Raw genomic sequence first — 17,220 nt, forward strand, 5'->3', positions numbered from 1 at the left:
AAGAGATCCTTTACTGTAGAATAATATAAATAGGAAAAATTGAGGTGTAAATATAATGTTAAGCAATACAGCGGAAGTGTCGTTAAGTAAATTTATGACTAAGCTGCTTCGGCATACCCCGGAGCAATATGGTCTTATTTTGGATCCAGAGGATGGTTCCTGTAGGTTGGATGATTTACTGTTTGTTATTGTAAGCACTCCTAGATGGTCAGAGGTGACTGTGGGAGATATTCGGCAAGTGGTTGCAGGTTGCGACAAGCAACGATTGGAAATCGTTGATGACCGGATCAAAGCCCGGTACGGGCATAGCCACACAAAAATCACTTATGAGCCGGGGACTCCGCCTGCTATACTTTTTCACGGAACTCATTCTGGTGTGCTTTCTGTGATTTTGGAGGAGGGGCTCCAATCGATGGGACGGCAGTATGTTCATTTGTCTGAGGGGACTCATTTTGCCAGTTTAGCCGGAAGTCGCAGAGGGAAATTGATATTGTTAACCGTTGATACGATTAGAGCGGGTCAAATGGGTGTAACCTTTTATAATGCGGGTAATAAGGTATGGTTGGCAGGTCATATACCGCCGTCCTGTCTTAAGGTGTATACCCCGTAAGTTGAACTAGATCGACGTTTGGTTAGGAGGCATAATAACATGGATGAAATTCCAGATCACTTAGATCACGGATTACAGATTGTATTTATTGGGTTCAATCCTAGTATCCGTTCTGGCGAGGTAGGACATCATTACGCGAATCCGCGGAATAATTTCTGGAGAATATTACATCAGTCTGGACTTACTCCCCGGTTGTATGATGCGTCTGAGGATGGGGACTTGCTTAAGCTGGGCTATGGGTTTACAAATATTGTTGCCCGTCCCACACGGGGAATCGACGATATTACTCGTGAAGAATACCAGGAGGGTCGGGAAATGCTTCGCTCCAAGCTGGAGAAATATCGGCCTCAAGTCGCCTGTTTTGTAGGTAAGGGTGTGTATACAGAGTTTAGCCGCAGAACAAAAGCTAACTGGGGATTTCAAGGGGACGTGCCTCCAAAGGTAGATGGCGTTCGTGAATTTGTTGCACCCTCTTCTAGCGGATTAGTTAGAATGCCGATGGAAGAGATCGTTGGGATTTATCGCAGATTAGCCGAGTTTACGCAAGAGAACGATGGGTGATTGATGTATTTGGAGTTAGGGTGCTAAAGGACACAGGAGTCGCTAAAAGTAACAATTCACTCTTATTTGTGCGCTATCGGACTCCGATGCAGCTATTGGGTGGAAATAGACTGAAAATGCGTCCGATTTGGTGTGATAGTGTCTTTGGAGTCCGAAAACACCAATGAATGGCCGAAAATCCACAAATAACGGCGCCTGAGTCCGTAAGGATAAAGGCTGGAGAGTTCGCTATGAATCACTGTGGATCGCTGTGGATCTCTGTGGATATCTGTAGATCCCGCAGATCCCGCAGATCCCGCAGATCCTGCAGATCCCGCAGATCCCGCAGATCCCGTAGATTGCAACTGTTTTAACCAGCGGCAGAATGTAGGATAGAAAGACTGAGCAGTAACGCTGCAAATGGAGCTAAAGGACACAGGAGTCGCTAAAAGTAACAAGTCACTCTAATTTGTGCGCTATCGGACACCAATGCAGCTATTGGGTGGAAATTGACTGATTATGAGTCAATTTCGAGTAGATAGCGTCTCTGGAGTCCGAAAACACGACTAAATGGCCGAAAATCCACGAATAACGGCGCCTGAGTCCGTAAGGATAAAGGCTGGAGAGTTCGCTGTAGATCTCTGTGGATCTCTGTAGATCTCTGTAGATCCCGCAGACCCCGTAGATCGTAACTCTTCCCCCTAGCAGCAGAGTGTAGGTTAGAAAGACTGAGCAGTAACGCTGCAAATGTAGCTAAAGGACACAGGAGTCGCTAAAAGTAACAAATCACTCTAATTTGTGCGCTATCGGACTCCGATGCAGCTATTGGGTGGAAATTGACTGATTATGAGTCCATTTTGAGTAGATAGCGTCTCTGGAGTCCGAAAACACCACTGAATGGCCGAAAATCCACGAATAACGGCGCCTGAGTCCGTAAGAGTAAAAGCTGGAGAATTGGCCATGGATCTACGTAAATCCGTAGATCCCGCAGATCCCGCAGATCCCGCAGATCCCGCAGATCCCGCAGATCCCGCAGATCCCGCAGATCCCGCAGATCCCGCAGATCCCGCAGATCCCGCAGATCCCGCAGATCCCGCAGATCCCGCAAGCTCTGGCAAACTCTCGCATCTTAGCTATCTCTCGCTACCCTCAAACACAAAAGGAGCCAGATTCCATATCGGAATCTTGCTCCTTTTATAACTTCAAAGGGCAGTCTCAGTATATGAGACATGCCCTTAGTCCCTAATACATTAGGTCTCAATCAGCAGCAGAATGATAGAGGATAAGGATAGGCAAACACTAATCAGGCAAAGCACGGCAACGACCTGCTTCTGGTTCAGGCCTGCCCGAAGCAGGCGGTAATGAGCCTGGGTGGCATCGGCTTGATAAATGGACTTGCCTTGGATGAAACGTTTGACTACGACAAAAATGTTGTCGAAGATCGGTACGCCCAGCGCCAGAATCGGAATGAACAGCGACAGGACGGTGGCTTGCTTGAACGCTCCGTCGAGTGCAATTACCGCTAGGATGAAGCCGAGAAAGGTTGCCCCGGCGTCGCCCATAAAGATTTTGGCGGGCGGCTTATTGTAGCGCAGATAAGCAAGCGTAACGCCAATCAGTGAAATAGCCATAATGGCAGATGAGGATTGCCCCTTTGCCAGTGCGACAACAAATAACGTAATCGCCGAAATGGCCGTCAAGGCACCAGCCAGACCGTCCATGCCATCCGAGAAATTAATAACTGTGGTTACACCGAAGATCCAGATAATCGTCAGCAGAAACGATAGAATGACAGGCAAAACGATATAATCGCCTGAGAATGGATTGTAGAATCCGGTAAAGGCATTGCCAGAAACATAAACCAGGATCGCTGCGCTAACTTGTACAATTAACTTGGGCAGAGCTGGGAAATCTTTGCCTTTCGTTTTGTACCAATCATCCACCGTGCCTATGGTCAGCAACAGTACGCCACCTACAAATAATGCGACAGTCTCCATGGAGAAATCACGCGCGAACACCAGATAAGTGATAAAAAATCCGATGAATATGGCGTAGCTGGCCGTTAGCGGAATGGGCTCTCTATGAATTTTACGCTCAACGTCCTGCCGAGGCTTGTCCACAAAATCAAGCCGAAAAGCAAGCTTGCCGAGCGGCGGAATTAGAAAGTAGACGATAAGAAATGACATTAGAAATGATAAAACGTATAAAATGACGCTCACCACCGTTTTCTTTTTAAAATACCACAGATCGATTAAATCTACCTTAAAAAAGTAAAATTTTGTCGTGAGGGGTGTGAAGTTGACTTGCCAGCAACGCTGTAGTACCTTGTTGAGAAAAGCCTTTGGGGGATATTTATGAAATACGATGTTATTTTATTTGATGCCGACGATACGTTGTTTGATTATGGAATGGCAGAAAGTCACGCGTTGTCTAATGCCTTTCTACACTTTGGGATGCCCACAGGTGCAGCAGATTATGCTGCCAGTTATCAAGAGATTAACCACGCATTGTGGAGGGATCTAGAACAAGGAAGGATTTCATCTGCGGCGCTGCGGGTAGAGCGGTTCAATCGGTTGTTTGCTGCACATGCGCTTGAGCTTGATCCTGAAACATTCAGTGAGGCCTATCTACGTTTCTTAGGCGAAGGAACCTTTCTGATGCAGGGAGCAATCGAGCTATGCGGAGAGCTTGCAGATTGCCGCCTGGCGATTATCACGAATGGAATCAAGGATGTGCAAACTTCCAGAATCCAAGGCTCGCTGCTGAGTGATACATTTGAGCAGATCATTATCTCAGAGGAGGCAGGATGTCAGAAGCCAGAGACGGGGATTTTTGATTATGCTTTTGCCAAATTGGGGATTGAAGATAAGGAAAAAGTATTGATTGTGGGTGACTCCTTAACCTCTGATATTCAAGGCGGAATTAATTATGGGATTGATACCTGCTGGTTTAACCCGCTAGGTAAGATTAATGAGTCCGGCGTTCAGCCAAAATACGAAATCCGAAACCTGTCGGAGCTACTAGATATTGTAGGGAAAGCTACTAACCTTCAATAAAAAAATAAGGTGTGAGCGCATAAGCGGCTCACACCTTTTATTTAGTAACCTGAAGAGGTTTATTGCCGAGTATCCAGCGGCTTCAGATACGCCTCGATTTGCTGGCGTTTCGATTCCAGAAATGGCGGCAGCGCAAGGGATTCACCTAAACTTTCCATAGGCTCATCTGTAGCAAAGCCTGGTCCGTCTGTAGCCAACTCAAAAAGGATGCCGTTAGGCTCGCGGAAATAGAGGGAACGGAAGTAGAAGCGGTCGACGAAACCGGAATTAGGAAGCTGTGCCTGGCGGATGTGTTCGATCCATTGCTTCAATTCGTCTTCATTATCTACGCGGAATGCGACGTGATGTACCCCGCCACGTCCCAAATGCTCTTGCTCCAGATCATTGCGTTCCTCCAGATGAACCTCAGCACCTGATCCGCCTTCACCAGTCTCGAATACGAGCACATCTGGCTGGCCGGCAACTGTTGAAGGGTAGGTTCCTATACGGCGGAAGCCGAGCAACTGCTCCAGCACTACCGCTGTATGTTCTGCACTTTCTACTGTGAGATGTGCCGGTCCTAAGCCTACAATGCCATATTGGGCAGGTACTGGGCTTTTAGCCCAAGGAGTACCGCCGGCAACACCGTTATCATTTTCGTCGGATACGAGAATGAAACGTTGGCTCTCGTGATCGCGGAAGGATAAAGTCTGGCGTCCACCAAGTTCCTGTATCGTCCCATGCTCCACGTTAAGCTCGGTGAAGCGTTGCTCCCAGTAGGTAAGTGCGGCATCGCTTGGCACTCGAAGGGAGAGCGCGGAGATGCTGTTATTGCCCTCTCGGTTGCGGCCTGCCATCGGAAGCTCGAAAAAGGTTAATTCGGTTCCGGGATTCCCCTTCTCATCTCCATAGAATAAATGGTACACTGAAATATCATCCTGATTTACTGTTTTTTTAATGAGACGCAGTCCGAGTACCTCTGTATAGAACTTAAAGTTCTCCTGTGCTTTGCCTGTAATAGCTGAGACATGGTGAAGTCCTTTTAACGTTGAACTCATGGTAGTTACCTCCGTGTAAATGCTTTGGGTTTGTGGATTATTTTAATTTATTTTTAATATATCGATAGAATCTTTGGTGAATATTATTAAGTTACTATAATTTTAATAGTAATAAGAAACTTTTGCAAGTGGATATTAATGTTTCATGAAATTTAATTCATACATAAGGAGAGAGTATAGTGCACACAACAACAAGCTTGATGAAACAATTACAGGAGTTAGGGATTGATCCACGGGGGACCATTCTAGTTCATTCCTCGTTAAAAAGTGTTGGCGAAGTAGAAGGAGGCGCGAACACGGTGCTGGATGCACTCAGTGAATATATGAAGGATGGGCTGCTTGTTTTGCCAACGCATACATGGGCTTATATTAATGCGGATAATCCGCGCTTCTTTGTTCAAGATTCCCCATCTTGTGTAGGGATATTACCGGAGCTGTTCAGAAAACGTCCAGGTGTTGTCCGCTCTTGGCATCCGACTCACTCTGTAGCGGCTTTGGGTGTTGATGCTGAGGCGTTTACTGCAGGGGATGAACGTTGGGATACGCCATGCGCCCGTGGTTCAGTGTGGGGCAAGCTGCTTGATCGGAAGGCGGAAATAGTACTGCTAGGCGTCGATCTGCGGCGGAATACGTTCATTCACGGTATTGAAGAGTGGGTGGATATTCCGGGCAGAATGACGGATAGTCATGAGGAATTATATACGGTGACGCCGGGTGGCGATGAAATCATGGTGCCTTCTCGCAGACATTGTGGTCTCTCTTGGTCGGAGCATTTTTGGAAAGTGGAACGCGAGCTTGAGGAAGGCGGTGCCATGCGTAAGGGGAACTTCGGGGATGCACTAGTTAGAGTGTGTGGAACAGTAGAAACGACGGATATTTTAAGCCTGATGCTAAAAGAGAATCCTGATCTTTTCTCCGATAATGAACCGCTGCATGGTGAGTCCAAACCAGATCCGCTTCCAAAGACCAGACGTGAACAACCGTAGGTGGGAGAGGCTAAACCATTTTTTCAGCACGCACAATCTGGAAGCCGCTATCAATGTATGGTATATTAATCTCACTAAAACATAGTAAGGAGATTGGAAATGGAAAAAACATTGGTCTTTGGACACAAAAATCCGGACACGGATACTATTTGTTCGGCAATTGCTTATGCAGCACTCAAAAAAGAATTAGGCTGGGATGCTGAGCCAGTTCGTCTGGGAGACGTTAGTGGTGAAACGCAATTTGCGCTTGATCATTTCGGAGTAGAGGCTCCTCGTCTGGTAGAGAACGTAGCTGGAGAAGCTAATCAGGTTATTCTTGTTGACCATAATGAACGCCAACAAAGTGCGAATGACATTGATCGAGTGCGTGTAATTGAAGTTATCGACCATCACCGGATCGCTAATTTTGAGACTGCACATCCGTTATACTACCGTGCTGAGCCAGTAGGCTGTACTGCTACTATTCTTAACAAAATGTATAAAGAAAACGGTGTAGCTATCCCTAAAGACATCGCCGGATTGATGTTGTCTGCAATCATTTCTGATTCCTTGCTGTTTAAATCTCCAACCTGCACCGCTGAAGATGTAGCTGCAGCACGCGAATTGGCTGAAATCGCTGGTGTAAATGCAGAAAGCTACGGCCTTGATATGCTGAAGGCTGGTGCTGACCTTAGCGACAAGAGTATCGCTCAACTGATCTCCTTGGATGCTAAGGAATTCAAAATGGGTGAATACAAAGTAGAAATCGCCCAAGTGAACGCGGTCGACGTTAATGATGTACTCTCCAAGCAGGCTGAACTAGAAACTGCACTGACTTCCATTATTGCTGAAAAAGAATTGGATCTGTTCCTGTTCGTAGTTACAGATATCCTCAACAACGATTCGGTGGGTCTGGCTCTGGGCCGTGTTGCAGGTGCAGTAGAACAGGCGTACAACGTGAAGCTTGATGACAATAAAGCCCTTCTTAAAGGTGTAGTATCCCGTAAATCACAAATCGTACCGGTACTTACAGAGACGATTGCTAAACTGTAAAGCATTTTGACAGTTGCGTTGTATTTTGTACAATAGAAATCCTGTCTATGAGAGTAGATTGGATAAAAAGAGCTCATGCCCCATCAGTAGTTAAGATGGTGACATGAGTTCTTTTTGTTTTACGGCGTATTCTGCTACAATATTTTGGGAGGGGATCCAACTGATCCTCTTCCAATTGCATGAACTTTGAACCAGCATGAGGAATATGACAAAGGGATAGGGGATATTGGAAATGGAATTGTTTGCAGCATTGGAACGGGACGACTACGAGGAATTATTATTTTGTCAGGATAAGGCATCGGGATTAAAGGCGATCATCGCGATTCATGACACGACACTAGGACCAGCACTGGGTGGAACACGGATGTGGACCTATGCTACGGAAGAGGAAGCTATTGTTGATGCGCTTCGATTAGCAAAAGGGATGACCTATAAAAATGCAGTATCCGGCCTGAATTTGGGTGGTGGGAAAACAGTAATCATTGGAGATCCCAAGAAGGATAAAAATGAAGCCATGTTCCGTGCTTTCGGAAGATACATACAAGGTTTAAATGGACGGTACATAACTGCTGAAGATGTAGGGACTACGGAAGAGGACATGAACATTATTTATCAAGAGACAGATTATGTTACTGGCACCTCACCTACGTACGGTTCTTCGGGCAATCCGTCACCAGCAACGGCTTACGGTGTTTACCAAGGAATGAAGGCAGCCGCTAAAGCCGCCTTTGGCAGTGATTCGCTTGAAGGGAAGACAGTAGCTGTTCAAGGCGTGGGGAACGTGGCCTTTACACTGTGCAAACATCTTCATGAAGAAGGAGCACAGCTTATCGTAACGGACATCCATAAACCAGCCGTTCAACGTGCAGTAGAGGCCTATGGCGCCAAGGCTGTAGATCCAGGCGATATCATCAGTGTAGATTGTGATATTTATGCTCCTTGCGCTCTTGGAGCGACAATTAACGATGAATCCTTACGGGTAATCAAGGCGAAAGTGATTGCAGGAGCTGCTAATAATCAGCTGAAGGATTCCTCGCATGGTGATGCACTTCATGAGATGGGGATTGTATATGCTCCAGATTACGTGATTAATGCAGGTGGCGTCATTAATATTGCGGACGAGCTGAACGGCTATAATAAGGAACGTGCCTTTAAGCAGGTGGCGAAGATTTACGACAATATTACCCGCGTAATGGAAATTTCCCGTTTGAACGGAATACCTACTTATGCCGCCGCGAACCAGCTTGCAGAGGACCGGATAGCGCTATTAAGAAATAGCCGCAGCACCTTCCTGCGTAATGGTCAACATGCACTTAGCAGAAGATCGCTGCGGGGATAAGCTGTAAAAAAAACTCGGCAATTTCCATCCGATTACAACTTCGGAGGGACTGCCGAGTTTTTTATGTTCTTTTATTTCTACAAGAAACGTTTATTCTCTTTCGAGGACGGTAACGTGGTTTCTGCTTATTCCTAATTACTGAACCTTTTGCGGTTCTGGGTAAGTGACGCCGAAGGTGTCGACCGTCACCTTTTTCATGACTGGTGGCTCATCTGGACGATCAGAACCGTCACGAGGCAGGCTCACAATTCTTTTTACAGCTTCGATACCTTCAGTTACTTTACCAAAAGCGGCGTAGCTTCCATCTAGACTAGGGTAAGCTGCATCCATAATAAAGAACTGGGAACCGGCAGAGTCAGGAGCCTGTGATCTTGCCATGGATAGAACACCTTCTGTATGCAGAAGGTTATTGGTGAACCCGTTGCCAGAGAATTCTCCGGCGATACTGTAACCCGGGCCTCCCATACCTGTACCATCAGGGTCGCCGCCTTGAATCATGAAGTTAGGAATTACTCTATGGAATATAGTGTTATCATAAAATCCTTTTTGAATAAGTGAGATGAAATTGTTTACGGTGTTAGGGGCAACCTCAGGGTATAGCTCAGCTTGGATGATATCCCCGTCTTCCATTTCAATGGTTACTAAGGGATGACTTGCCGTAGCTGAAGGGACGCCTTCAGTTGGGGCTGCACCTTCCCCAGGTGCTGATCCGCTGCTTCCATTATTACTGCTTGCATTGTTATTGTTTGGCTTGTTACCGCAACCTGCCGCAATAACCATGACCAGGCATAACATGATCAGAAGAATAGCGGATTTTGTTCGTGTAGACTTCACTAAATAATCTCTCCTTTTTATTGAATAATCTCGTAGGTACTTCCCATAATACCTCCTTTGTCCTATTACATGCAAAGGTCAGTTATGACTTCTGGGATTGGCACATCTTAAAAAGAAGTTTACAATGGTAGGATGTTTCCAAAGAGAACATCGAGAAAGGATGTGCATAGGATGCTCTTTTCGTGGAAGCGGAATTTGATCGTGCTTTGGGTAGGGGTTTTCTTTTGTAGTACAGCTTATTCGATCTCGATTCCCTTCCTTTCCATTTTTTTGAGCGACGAACTTGGGGTTTCAAATCATTTGGAGATTTGGTCAGGGGTTAGTTTTGGAATAACCTTTCTTGCCAGCGCTTTAATCTCTCCCTATTGGGGTTCGCTAGCCGACAAGTATGGTCGGAAACCGATGCTTATTCGCTCGGGTTTTAGTCTGGCAGCTTTATACCTTATTAATTATTTTGTACATGATCCTTATGTTTTTTTGATTGTGCGTGTGCTGCAAGGACTGCTTGCCGGTTTTGTTCCAGCAGCTATTGCAATGGTAGCCACCAATACACCTGAGCATAAGACGGGGTACGCTTTAAGTATTATGTCTACAGCCGGAGCGACAGGTAGTATTATTGGACCATTAATTGGCGGTGTAGTGAGCTATTATACCAGCAACCGGATTGCTTTTTTATTCTCAGCGGGTATTGTACTTATCTCAGCGCTCATTGCTACTTTTTTTGCAAAAGAGGAGAACTTCGACCGTTCGGCTCCAAGGTCACATGTAAGTGATGATATCAGGGAAGCGAGAAGTAACCGAGCTTTTATTACTTTGCTCTCGCTGGCGGGAATCAGTACCTTCTCCGTTATGATTCTGGAACCGTTAATCCCAATTTATCTACTGGACATGGGGATCTCCAAAAATAGTGCCTCGCTAAGCTCGGGAATCGTATTCTCTGCTGTGGGGATTGCTACGGTGCTGATGGCTCCGCAGTGGGGCAGACTCGGCAGCCGAAAAGGCTTTGGGATGATCTTATTTATTGGTCTGATCGGGGGCGGGATCGGTAATATTCTACAGTTTTTTGTTTCGGGCTATGTAGAGTTCGCTATCCTTCGCTTTGCATACGGCTTGTTCTATGCAGGTGTGCTGCCGTCAGTCAATGCCATGATTGTACAAGTAATTGAGCCGGGATTCCGTGGACGGGCCTTTGGCCTGAATCAGGCGGCATCTCAGCTTGCGACGATGGCTGGACCGATTATCGGCGGCTTATTGGGCGCGTTTATTCCAATTCGTTGGGTGTTTGTAATCAATGGAGTGATGCTGCTGGTAGCAGCGATATTGGTTAAGACCCGCAAGCTGGAAGCACAAATCGCCGCTGCTCGTCCCGCAGAACAGCCAACAACGATGCAGGGCTAACTGCTACCTCAATGAGCATGTCGTTATTTAGAAATAACATAAAGCCGCCGGGCTCACAGCCCGGCGGCTTTATTCATATTAAGCTGCTATTCTCCCTGCGAACCGTTCAAAACGTCTGTTCCCGGCATAACATCCACTGGCGGGGAGGCAGGGTCAATAATGGAATTTGGATATACATCGTCTGCATCTGGAACATCCTCCAGCGGCTGATCTTCTTCTTCCATCTCCAAGAGTTCCTCATCCTTAGTATAATCCGTATCATCTAGGGTTAATCCTGCGGTTTCAGCGGCTAGATATGCATCGGATTCCACCAGCTCATCTCTTTCGATTACATCCTTAGGTGAGTTTAAACCAATATCTGCTGCCAAGTATTTATCGCCAACCAAGACAGGATCTGCGTCATCATCAACAATATCCTCTTCATCCATATCAGCTTGTATATAACGTTCATATTCAAAGTCAGCTTCAGTTTTATTTGGTGAACTATCCATAGCCGTTCACTCCTTTTTTATGATAAAATTTGAACTTCCTATGTTTATCTTTACCCGTTTGACCATGATCGAATCGCTGATCCAATAAATGGGTATGTCTATATTGGATTAGTAAAAAATGGGTGAAAGCAAAAGCCGATGAAAAACGTTCTTTTTCGAGAAAATTTACAAGAATAGGCAGGGATAGTGCGAAGCTTGTCGAAATTAAGAAGCATATATGAACGTTTAAACAACTAATGAATTACTGAGGTGCTACGATGAAGTTGCCAAAGCTCAATATTGCGGCTGCTTTTTTATTAATTCTACTGCTGACCGCTATGGTTCCTTTTGGTACGGCGATAGTGAGTGCTGAATCATCAGACTCTACGCTGCCCAATTGGGAGATTAAATTTGAACGTATAGAAATAGATCATATTGAAGAAGCTGTGGCAGCTCTTGATGAAGAATGGACTCGTGTTATGCCTCATGGGAAAAGCCCAGAGACTCCAAGTGGAGCAACCTCAGCCTGGCTGCGGTTTACTTTACCACAAATTAGTGATAAATCTGCGTTATTCATAGATAAAGTATATGGAAATAATGTTAAGGCTTATTTAAATAACGAATTAATATATGATTCCGGAAAAGATTTTAATTTCAATGGCAGTAAGGTTTTCATTCCTCTGTCCAAAAGTGTTGGAGGACAACAGCTATATTTATGGACCCATGGTGGCAGCAAAGACTTAGGGATTCACGGCGAAATAAGAGTAGGCCAATACGATGAGCTGTTATCTGTTTATGTAAAGCAGGGCTTAATGGATCTGATCATTGGAACGACGCTTATTTTTATTGCGATTGTACTGCTGATCTGCTCGCTATTCATGAGAAAAGGCTATTTTTCAGGCGGATATCTATTGGTGCTGATTATTTTATCCATTGGCGTCTTAGTGGTAACGTATTCATCGTTCCTGCCGACAATCCTCGGCGATTATGGAGAGATCGTACTTGTTTTCTTTGATGTAGCTTTATATACGCTTTTGCCATCCTTTACATTTTATTTTGAGAAAATATTTGGTCCAGGGAAAAAGAGAATCGTTACACGATTCCGTAAGTTTCAAATTGTCTATTCTGTATTTTGTTTTTCCCTAATGGTTATTAATATTCTTTTGTCCTATCAGGTAGATGACTTTTATAGATTGATGACTACGAGTGTGCTAGGTATCCTTATGATTGTACAGATTATACTTTTGATCAGCTTAGCGTTTATACACGCGAACCGTGGCAATGTAGATGCTGTTATTTTTACTTCAGGGTTCTCAATATTTGCTTTCATGTCTCTTAGTGAACTGGTCATGTTCTATGCATCGGGGCAATCCTATCAATTATATTGGTGGAAATGGGGAATGGTGATTTTCGTAATTGCCTTAATCGTCATTCTGGGAAGAAGGTTTACTCGAAACCATGAACAGCTTATTGAATATTCCCATCAGCTTGAGAAGTTCAATAATGATTTGCAGCGCTCGGAGAAGATGGAGATTATTAGTGAGCTGGCAGCTTCGGTTGCCCATGAAGTACGGAATCCATTGCAGGTTACCCGGGGGTTTCTGCAGATTCTTGGGGAGCGTTCAGATCAAAAGGAGCGGGAATATCTGCAAATGGCAGTGACAGAACTGGATCGAGCTACGCTCATTATTACAGACTTCCTAACCTTCGCTAAACCAGGACTTGAAACCGTAGAGCAGCTTGATGTGTCTGAAGAGTTGAGGCATGTGACGGGTATTCTTTCTCCGTTAGCGAATCTGCAAGGGGGCGTCATTGAACTTAATCTGCAGCCAGGACTTTACGTTACTGGATCATCTGCCAAGTTCAAGCAAGCGTTTATCAACATACTCAAAAATAGTATTGAAGCTTTAAAGGACAATGGGCTGATTAAAGTCACAGCCTGGAAGTCTGGAAAACATATAATAATCAGTGTTCATGATAATGGGGAAGGGATGAACCGGAATGAGCTGGCTCGGTTAGGGGAACCTTATTACTCCAATAAGACCAAAGGAACGGGGCTTGGACTGATGGTAACCTTTCGGATTATTGAGGCGATGGAGGGATGCACTGAGTTTCGCAGTGAGAAAGGGGAAGGGACTGAAATTATAGTAAAAATACCAGAACTTAGAAGAATTTAGAAGTAATTTATGATAATTCCGTTTTTTAGAAGGAAAGAGCGAGGGGCTGAGCGAAGTAGTACAGACAGAATATTGTTTCTGATACTTATTTCTGAGGTGCATATATGCGCTTGATGATTAAAGTCCTACATATAGCAATAGCCCTTACTCTCCTTCTGATAGGATATAGTTCAATTGTTGTATCAGCAGCGACCCCATATCCATCCCAAGAAATTACCAGTTGGCAGATGAGATGGGGTGATGGAACCGAAAACAGCGGCATAGAGGTTCCACAGAATAATGACCAGCAGTATTGGATAAATGTGAATGCTACGAAGGAAATCCCACATCTGCCATCAGGCGTATCCACTTCTTGGACTCGTATTTCCATACCTAACTTTAGTTATATCTCCCCTTCAATCTACATTGATACTTTATATGCTCTTCATGTGAAGGTGTATGTGAACGACCGTTTGATCTTCGAGGAAGATCGTAATTATATTAAGGATAACTATTCTTTGTTGTTGCCTTTGAGTCAAAGCGATAGTGGGAAAACATTATACATTTGGACTGAAACGCTGCAGGATAGAATCGGAATTAAAAATGAAGTAGTGATCGGTGAACACAACCTGTTAATCAATGATTATATTAAAAATGGACTCAGCGATGTGATTTTGGGCTGTGCTTTTTTTCTTGTGGCTATCGTTCTATTTATAAGCTCTCTATACATTAATAGGGACTATTTTTCCAGTGTGGCTTCACTAGCCGTTGTAATAGGTTCAACCGGAATTCTTTCGATAACCTATTCTCCTTTTATTTATACCTTTTACAGCGATTTAGGCGCGATTAGTAATGTATTTCTTGATTTGGCTTTATTCTCACTTTTACCGGCGCTTACTCTTTTATTTGAAAAAATATTTGGCAGTGGAAAATATGCGATCGTCCGTCGTTTTCGTCAATTTCAAGTCATTTACTCCTCATTTTGTTTGCTATGTCTTTTGATCAATTTTCTATCGAATAATAGCTATATTGAGTTTTATTATTTTGTATCCACCACTATTATCGGGTTCATCCTCATCCTTCAGTTCATCTTGCTGATCGTATGTGTGATTATATTTTCGCTTAAAGGGAATAGGGACGCTATCATTTTTGCCATTGGCTTTGGAACGGCTGCATTTACTGTAGTGTCAGAGTTACTGTGGTATTACATTCATAAGGGGAACTATGATTTATTCTTGTGGAAGTGGGGCATTGTGGCCTTCATAATCTCCTTGATCGTAATTCTGGAGCGAAGACTAGCCTATAGCCATCAACAGGTTGTTAACTATTCTAAAGAATTAGAGCGTTTTAACAACGAATTGCAGCGTTCAGAAAAAATGGAAATTATTAGCGAGCTTGCTGCATCTGTTGCTCATGAAGTGCGGAATCCACTCCAGGTAACTAGGGGTTTCCTTCAGCTGCTTAGCGAGAAATCCGTAGGTGAAGAGGAAATATTTATGTCGATGGCCCTTAGTGAGCTGGATCGTGCTTCCGGGATCATTACGGATTTCTTAACCTTCGCAAAACCGGAATTTGAGACGATTTCCAGTCTGAATTTGTATAATGAATTTAAGCATATTGAGAGTATTATGCAGCCGCTTTGTCATTTAAATGGAGGAAAAATGATTCTCGATGTATCGGGCGAATTATGGGTGAAGGGGAATTCCTCAAAGTTTAAGCAAGCCTTCATCAACATTATCAAAAATAGCATTGAATCTTTCCGTGACGAAGGGTTTATCTATATGTCGGTGTATGCGGAAGAGGAGAACGTAATCATTCATATCAAAGACAACGGGGAAGGGATGGACGCGGATGTCCTGCACCGATTGGGAGAGCCTTATTTCACTAAAAAGAATAAAGGGACAGGTCTTGGATTAATGGTCACTTTCCGTATCATCGAAGCTATGCAAGGTAAAGTGAAATTTACAAGCAAAAAAGGAGTGGGAACCGAATCCATCACCATACTGCCATTGGCAGAAGCTCCGGATGATTCTCACTCCTTAGGGGGTTAATCTTGTTGTCTTACCACGAACCGCGTGGTGCTGCGGTTGCCTTCAATACATCGGAAGTAGGACTTGGTGGAATTACAAGATAGAATTCGTTGGAGCCTTCTTCAACGGCTTTCAAGGTAACGCTGTCGGGAATAATTACGCCTAGTGCTTCTTGGAGAGCCGCTTTTGGGTCTGAGAGTAGTCTTTTCTTGAAACTTGGATCTTCCCATGCCTTTTGAATGACTTGATTTCTAAGAATTGCTTCTGACATAATAATCACCCTTCCTAAATTGTATATATTTACCTTTAATAATATAACATAGCAAAACTACTAATACTATTCTTTTTATTACAAAATAATAGAATTAATGGACATTTTTTGACAACCAATGATATAATCCTCCGTTTAGCAAGAGCTGCTTGTCCGCTTCGATGGAATCAGAGATCTGCTGTAAGTTACTTACTAGCATGGAATGGAACGCGATAAGATGAGGGGTATCAAGGTCGGAAGCTGTAACTTTGTTATGTGTGTCGTGTGCTAATTGCGTATAGGTATGTAGACCATTTGCAGTGAATAGATAAAATTCGACCTCTTGCGTAGTGAGTTTAGCTGCACTGCTGTTTGGCAGATGTTTGCGAGTTAGGGAGAGAAGACAATTATAGTTGCCCGCGGATAAATCTTCTTTCCAGTCCTCATAGTCATCCAGCATTTGCAGTGTAAGCAAAACCGAATGGATAAGCTCTTCAGCTTGCGGCACTAAATCACTCTTTCCAGACATCAGAAGGGCAGCAGTGCTGGATAGCTTGAGCGGACTGGCTTTATAGGCAATTTTGACCCGATCATTAAGAAAATAGTCACTGGTATTTTCGTTGCTAACACTATCTGCCCACTCCATGATATAACGATTAAATAAGATCCAGAAAGCGGATGGCTCCGGAAATAGTATCCGGTAGATATTTAAAAATTCGACATAAAGCAAATTTGCCAAGGGCAATTTTTCGTATGCGGAGGATTCTTGGCTGTCCATCAGGTCATCCTGTATGAAGAAATACAACATAAAAAAGACGTTGCCCATCGACATCTGGCGAGTAACCTCTGTAGAGATTCCGCATCCCTTCTGCAGCCAAAAGGGTAAAAGATAACATATGTAGTTTTTGTGGCTTTCAGCGTTAAATACGTTAAAATGCTCAAGATAGGACATACCTTGTTGATTTAGAGGTTCTGGAAATTCGGAAATAATCCGTCTGCTTTCTTGGAATACCAAGCGTAGTTCATCTTCGTAGTCATTTAGCCAATCCATAACAACCCTCCTATAAAATTTTTACGAAAATGGTTCTTTTGCCCTGATTATAGCTTTCTCTTTATTCCATTACAACTAAAATTTAGGAGGTATTAGCAAATATGGAATGGTATACTTTCGGCCAAATGCTTATGGCGATTCGAATGGGTCAAAAGGCGGAAACACCGGATGGCCGCATGGTTATGCGTACCTCCACAGGACTTTTTTGGATAAACGGAATCCTGCAGGGAAAAGTGGTAGAAATCAAAGACTATCTGTTCTCTGACCTATGGCGAATCTATGAGGATGAGGAAAGCCAGCAGGAGGGAATTGGCAGGGAACAACACGAGCAACGTGAGCGGGAGATGCTTGAGAATCAATATGAAGAGCTGCGCTGGGCGAACCGAAAACGTTAGTTCAACGTTCGATTACCCAACAGCAGCTATATAGAG

17 protein-coding genes are annotated in these 17,220 nt (G+C 44.2%); 10 read left to right on the forward strand and 7 right to left on the reverse strand.

Annotation, left to right across the window (positions count from 1 at the left end; all coding sequences use genetic code 11):
- Positions 1-55 precede the first annotated feature (55 nt).
- Positions 56-610 carry an RNA 2'-phosphotransferase gene (locus MHH46_RS04790; RefSeq protein ID WP_076194165.1) on the forward strand — a complete coding sequence of 185 codons (555 nt, stop codon included), beginning with the start codon at positions 56-58 and terminating at the stop codon, positions 608-610.
- 39 nt (positions 611-649) lie between these two features.
- Entirely contained in the window at positions 650-1,171 is a 522-nt protein-coding gene (locus MHH46_RS04795; protein WP_076129577.1) for a mismatch-specific DNA-glycosylase, read from the forward strand.
- An 823-nt stretch (positions 1,172-1,994) separates the two neighbouring features.
- On the opposite strand, the gene MHH46_RS04800 is transcribed toward MHH46_RS04795, so the two are convergent.
- Both MHH46_RS04800 and MHH46_RS04805 read right to left on the reverse strand, forming a co-directional pair.
- Entirely contained in the window at positions 1,995-2,258 is a 264-nt protein-coding gene (locus MHH46_RS04800) for a hypothetical protein (RefSeq protein WP_405132574.1), read from the reverse strand.
- A gap of 142 nt (positions 2,259-2,400) precedes the next feature.
- Positions 2,401-3,336 (reverse strand): MraY family glycosyltransferase, encoded by a 936-nt coding sequence (locus MHH46_RS04805; RefSeq protein ID WP_076129282.1) that lies wholly within the window; start codon positions 3,334-3,336, stop codon positions 2,401-2,403.
- Between the two features lie 168 nt (positions 3,337-3,504).
- Here MHH46_RS04805 and MHH46_RS04810 point away from each other — a divergent pair, with 168 nt between their 5' ends.
- Positions 3,505-4,206: a YjjG family noncanonical pyrimidine nucleotidase gene (locus MHH46_RS04810; RefSeq protein WP_076194170.1), complete on the forward strand. Its 702-nt coding sequence runs from the start codon at positions 3,505-3,507 to the stop codon at positions 4,204-4,206.
- A 59-nt stretch (positions 4,207-4,265) separates the two neighbouring features.
- Here MHH46_RS04810 and MHH46_RS04815 read toward each other — a convergent pair whose 3' ends face one another.
- Complete coding sequence (locus MHH46_RS04815; protein WP_076194173.1) at positions 4,266-5,243, reverse strand: ring-cleaving dioxygenase; 978 nt, start codon at positions 5,241-5,243, stop codon at positions 4,266-4,268.
- 179 nt (positions 5,244-5,422) lie between these two features.
- On the opposite strand from MHH46_RS04815, the gene MHH46_RS04820 reads away from it, so the two are divergent.
- The 3 genes from MHH46_RS04820 to MHH46_RS04830 all read left to right on the forward strand — a co-directional run bounded on the left by MHH46_RS04820 (position 5,423) and on the right by MHH46_RS04830 (position 8,600).
- A complete protein-coding gene (locus MHH46_RS04820) occupies positions 5,423-6,229 on the forward strand; it encodes an AAC(3) family N-acetyltransferase (RefSeq protein ID WP_076129279.1) in 807 nt (268 codons plus the stop codon).
- Positions 6,230-6,328: 99 nt separating this feature from the next.
- Entirely contained in the window at positions 6,329-7,261 is a 933-nt protein-coding gene (locus tag MHH46_RS04825) for a manganese-dependent inorganic pyrophosphatase (RefSeq protein WP_076129278.1), read from the forward strand.
- Between the two features lie 232 nt (positions 7,262-7,493).
- Positions 7,494-8,600 carry a Glu/Leu/Phe/Val dehydrogenase gene (locus tag MHH46_RS04830; RefSeq protein ID WP_076129277.1) on the forward strand — a complete coding sequence of 369 codons (1,107 nt, stop codon included), beginning with the start codon at positions 7,494-7,496 and terminating at the stop codon, positions 8,598-8,600.
- Positions 8,601-8,735: 135 nt separating this feature from the next.
- On the opposite strand, the gene MHH46_RS04835 is transcribed toward MHH46_RS04830, so the two are convergent.
- Positions 8,736-9,395, reverse strand: a complete 660-nt coding sequence (locus MHH46_RS04835; RefSeq protein ID WP_076129288.1) for a peptidylprolyl isomerase — start codon at positions 9,393-9,395, stop codon at positions 8,736-8,738.
- Between the two features lie 210 nt (positions 9,396-9,605).
- Here MHH46_RS04835 and MHH46_RS04840 point away from each other — a divergent pair, with 210 nt between their 5' ends.
- On the forward strand, positions 9,606-10,832 hold the full coding sequence (locus MHH46_RS04840) for an MFS transporter (RefSeq protein WP_076194175.1): 1,227 nt from the start codon (positions 9,606-9,608) through the stop codon (positions 10,830-10,832).
- 86 nt (positions 10,833-10,918) lie between these two features.
- Here MHH46_RS04840 and MHH46_RS04845 read toward each other — a convergent pair whose 3' ends face one another.
- Entirely contained in the window at positions 10,919-11,323 is a 405-nt protein-coding gene (locus MHH46_RS04845) for a hypothetical protein (protein ID WP_051490926.1), read from the reverse strand.
- 257 nt (positions 11,324-11,580) lie between these two features.
- Here MHH46_RS04845 and MHH46_RS04850 point away from each other — a divergent pair, with 257 nt between their 5' ends.
- Together MHH46_RS04850 and MHH46_RS04855 are read left to right on the forward strand one after the other, a co-directional pair.
- Positions 11,581-13,479: a sensor histidine kinase gene (locus MHH46_RS04850; protein WP_076194178.1), complete on the forward strand. Its 1,899-nt coding sequence runs from the start codon at positions 11,581-11,583 to the stop codon at positions 13,477-13,479.
- A gap of 227 nt (positions 13,480-13,706) precedes the next feature.
- Entirely contained in the window at positions 13,707-15,509 is a 1,803-nt protein-coding gene (locus MHH46_RS04855) for a sensor histidine kinase (RefSeq protein ID WP_254848826.1), read from the forward strand.
- A gap of 10 nt (positions 15,510-15,519) precedes the next feature.
- On the opposite strand, the gene MHH46_RS04860 is transcribed toward MHH46_RS04855, so the two are convergent.
- Both MHH46_RS04860 and MHH46_RS04865 read right to left on the reverse strand, forming a co-directional pair.
- Positions 15,520-15,759, reverse strand: a complete 240-nt coding sequence (locus MHH46_RS04860; protein ID WP_170914256.1) for an NHLP leader peptide family RiPP precursor — start codon at positions 15,757-15,759, stop codon at positions 15,520-15,522.
- A gap of 94 nt (positions 15,760-15,853) precedes the next feature.
- On the reverse strand, positions 15,854-16,789 hold the full coding sequence (locus tag MHH46_RS04865) for a hypothetical protein (protein WP_076194181.1): 936 nt from the start codon (positions 16,787-16,789) through the stop codon (positions 15,854-15,856).
- Positions 16,790-16,890: 101 nt separating this feature from the next.
- On the opposite strand from MHH46_RS04865, the gene MHH46_RS04870 reads away from it, so the two are divergent.
- Complete coding sequence (locus MHH46_RS04870) at positions 16,891-17,184, forward strand: hypothetical protein (RefSeq protein WP_076137149.1); 294 nt, start codon at positions 16,891-16,893, stop codon at positions 17,182-17,184.
- Positions 17,185-17,220 lie beyond the last annotated feature (36 nt).

Source organism: Paenibacillus sp. FSL H8-0175 (assembly GCF_045040615.1).
Taxonomy (GTDB): Bacteria; Bacillota; Bacilli; order Paenibacillales; family Paenibacillaceae; genus Paenibacillus_AQ; species Paenibacillus_AQ odorifer.

Coding starts and splice junctions, on each gene's coding strand:
- MHH46_RS04840 (WP_076194175.1), top strand. CDS start 9,606: ATGCTCTTTTCGTGGAAGCGGAATTTGATCGTGCTTTGGGTAGGGGTT.
- MHH46_RS04870 (WP_076137149.1), top strand. CDS start 16,891: ATGGAATGGTATACTTTCGGCCAAATGCTTATGGCGATTCGAATGGGT.
- MHH46_RS04855 (WP_254848826.1), top strand. CDS start 13,707: ATGAGATGGGGTGATGGAACCGAAAACAGCGGCATAGAGGTTCCACAG.
- MHH46_RS04810 (WP_076194170.1), top strand. CDS start 3,505: ATGAAATACGATGTTATTTTATTTGATGCCGACGATACGTTGTTTGAT.
- MHH46_RS04825 (WP_076129278.1), top strand. CDS start 6,329: ATGGAAAAAACATTGGTCTTTGGACACAAAAATCCGGACACGGATACT.
- MHH46_RS04795 (WP_076129577.1), top strand. CDS start 650: ATGGATGAAATTCCAGATCACTTAGATCACGGATTACAGATTGTATTT.
- MHH46_RS04790 (WP_076194165.1), top strand. CDS start 56: ATGTTAAGCAATACAGCGGAAGTGTCGTTAAGTAAATTTATGACTAAG.
- MHH46_RS04850 (WP_076194178.1), top strand. CDS start 11,581: ATGAAGTTGCCAAAGCTCAATATTGCGGCTGCTTTTTTATTAATTCTA.
- MHH46_RS04835 (WP_076129288.1), bottom strand. CDS start 9,395: ATGTTATGCCTGGTCATGGTTATTGCGGCAGGTTGCGGTAACAAGCCA.
- MHH46_RS04865 (WP_076194181.1), bottom strand. CDS start 16,789: ATGGATTGGCTAAATGACTACGAAGATGAACTACGCTTGGTATTCCAA.
- MHH46_RS04805 (WP_076129282.1), bottom strand. CDS start 3,336: ATGTCATTTCTTATCGTCTACTTTCTAATTCCGCCGCTCGGCAAGCTT.
- MHH46_RS04830 (WP_076129277.1), top strand. CDS start 7,494: ATGGAATTGTTTGCAGCATTGGAACGGGACGACTACGAGGAATTATTA.
- MHH46_RS04860 (WP_170914256.1), bottom strand. CDS start 15,759: ATGTCAGAAGCAATTCTTAGAAATCAAGTCATTCAAAAGGCATGGGAA.
- MHH46_RS04845 (WP_051490926.1), bottom strand. CDS start 11,323: ATGGATAGTTCACCAAATAAAACTGAAGCTGACTTTGAATATGAACGT.
- MHH46_RS04815 (WP_076194173.1), bottom strand. CDS start 5,243: ATGAGTTCAACGTTAAAAGGACTTCACCATGTCTCAGCTATTACAGGC.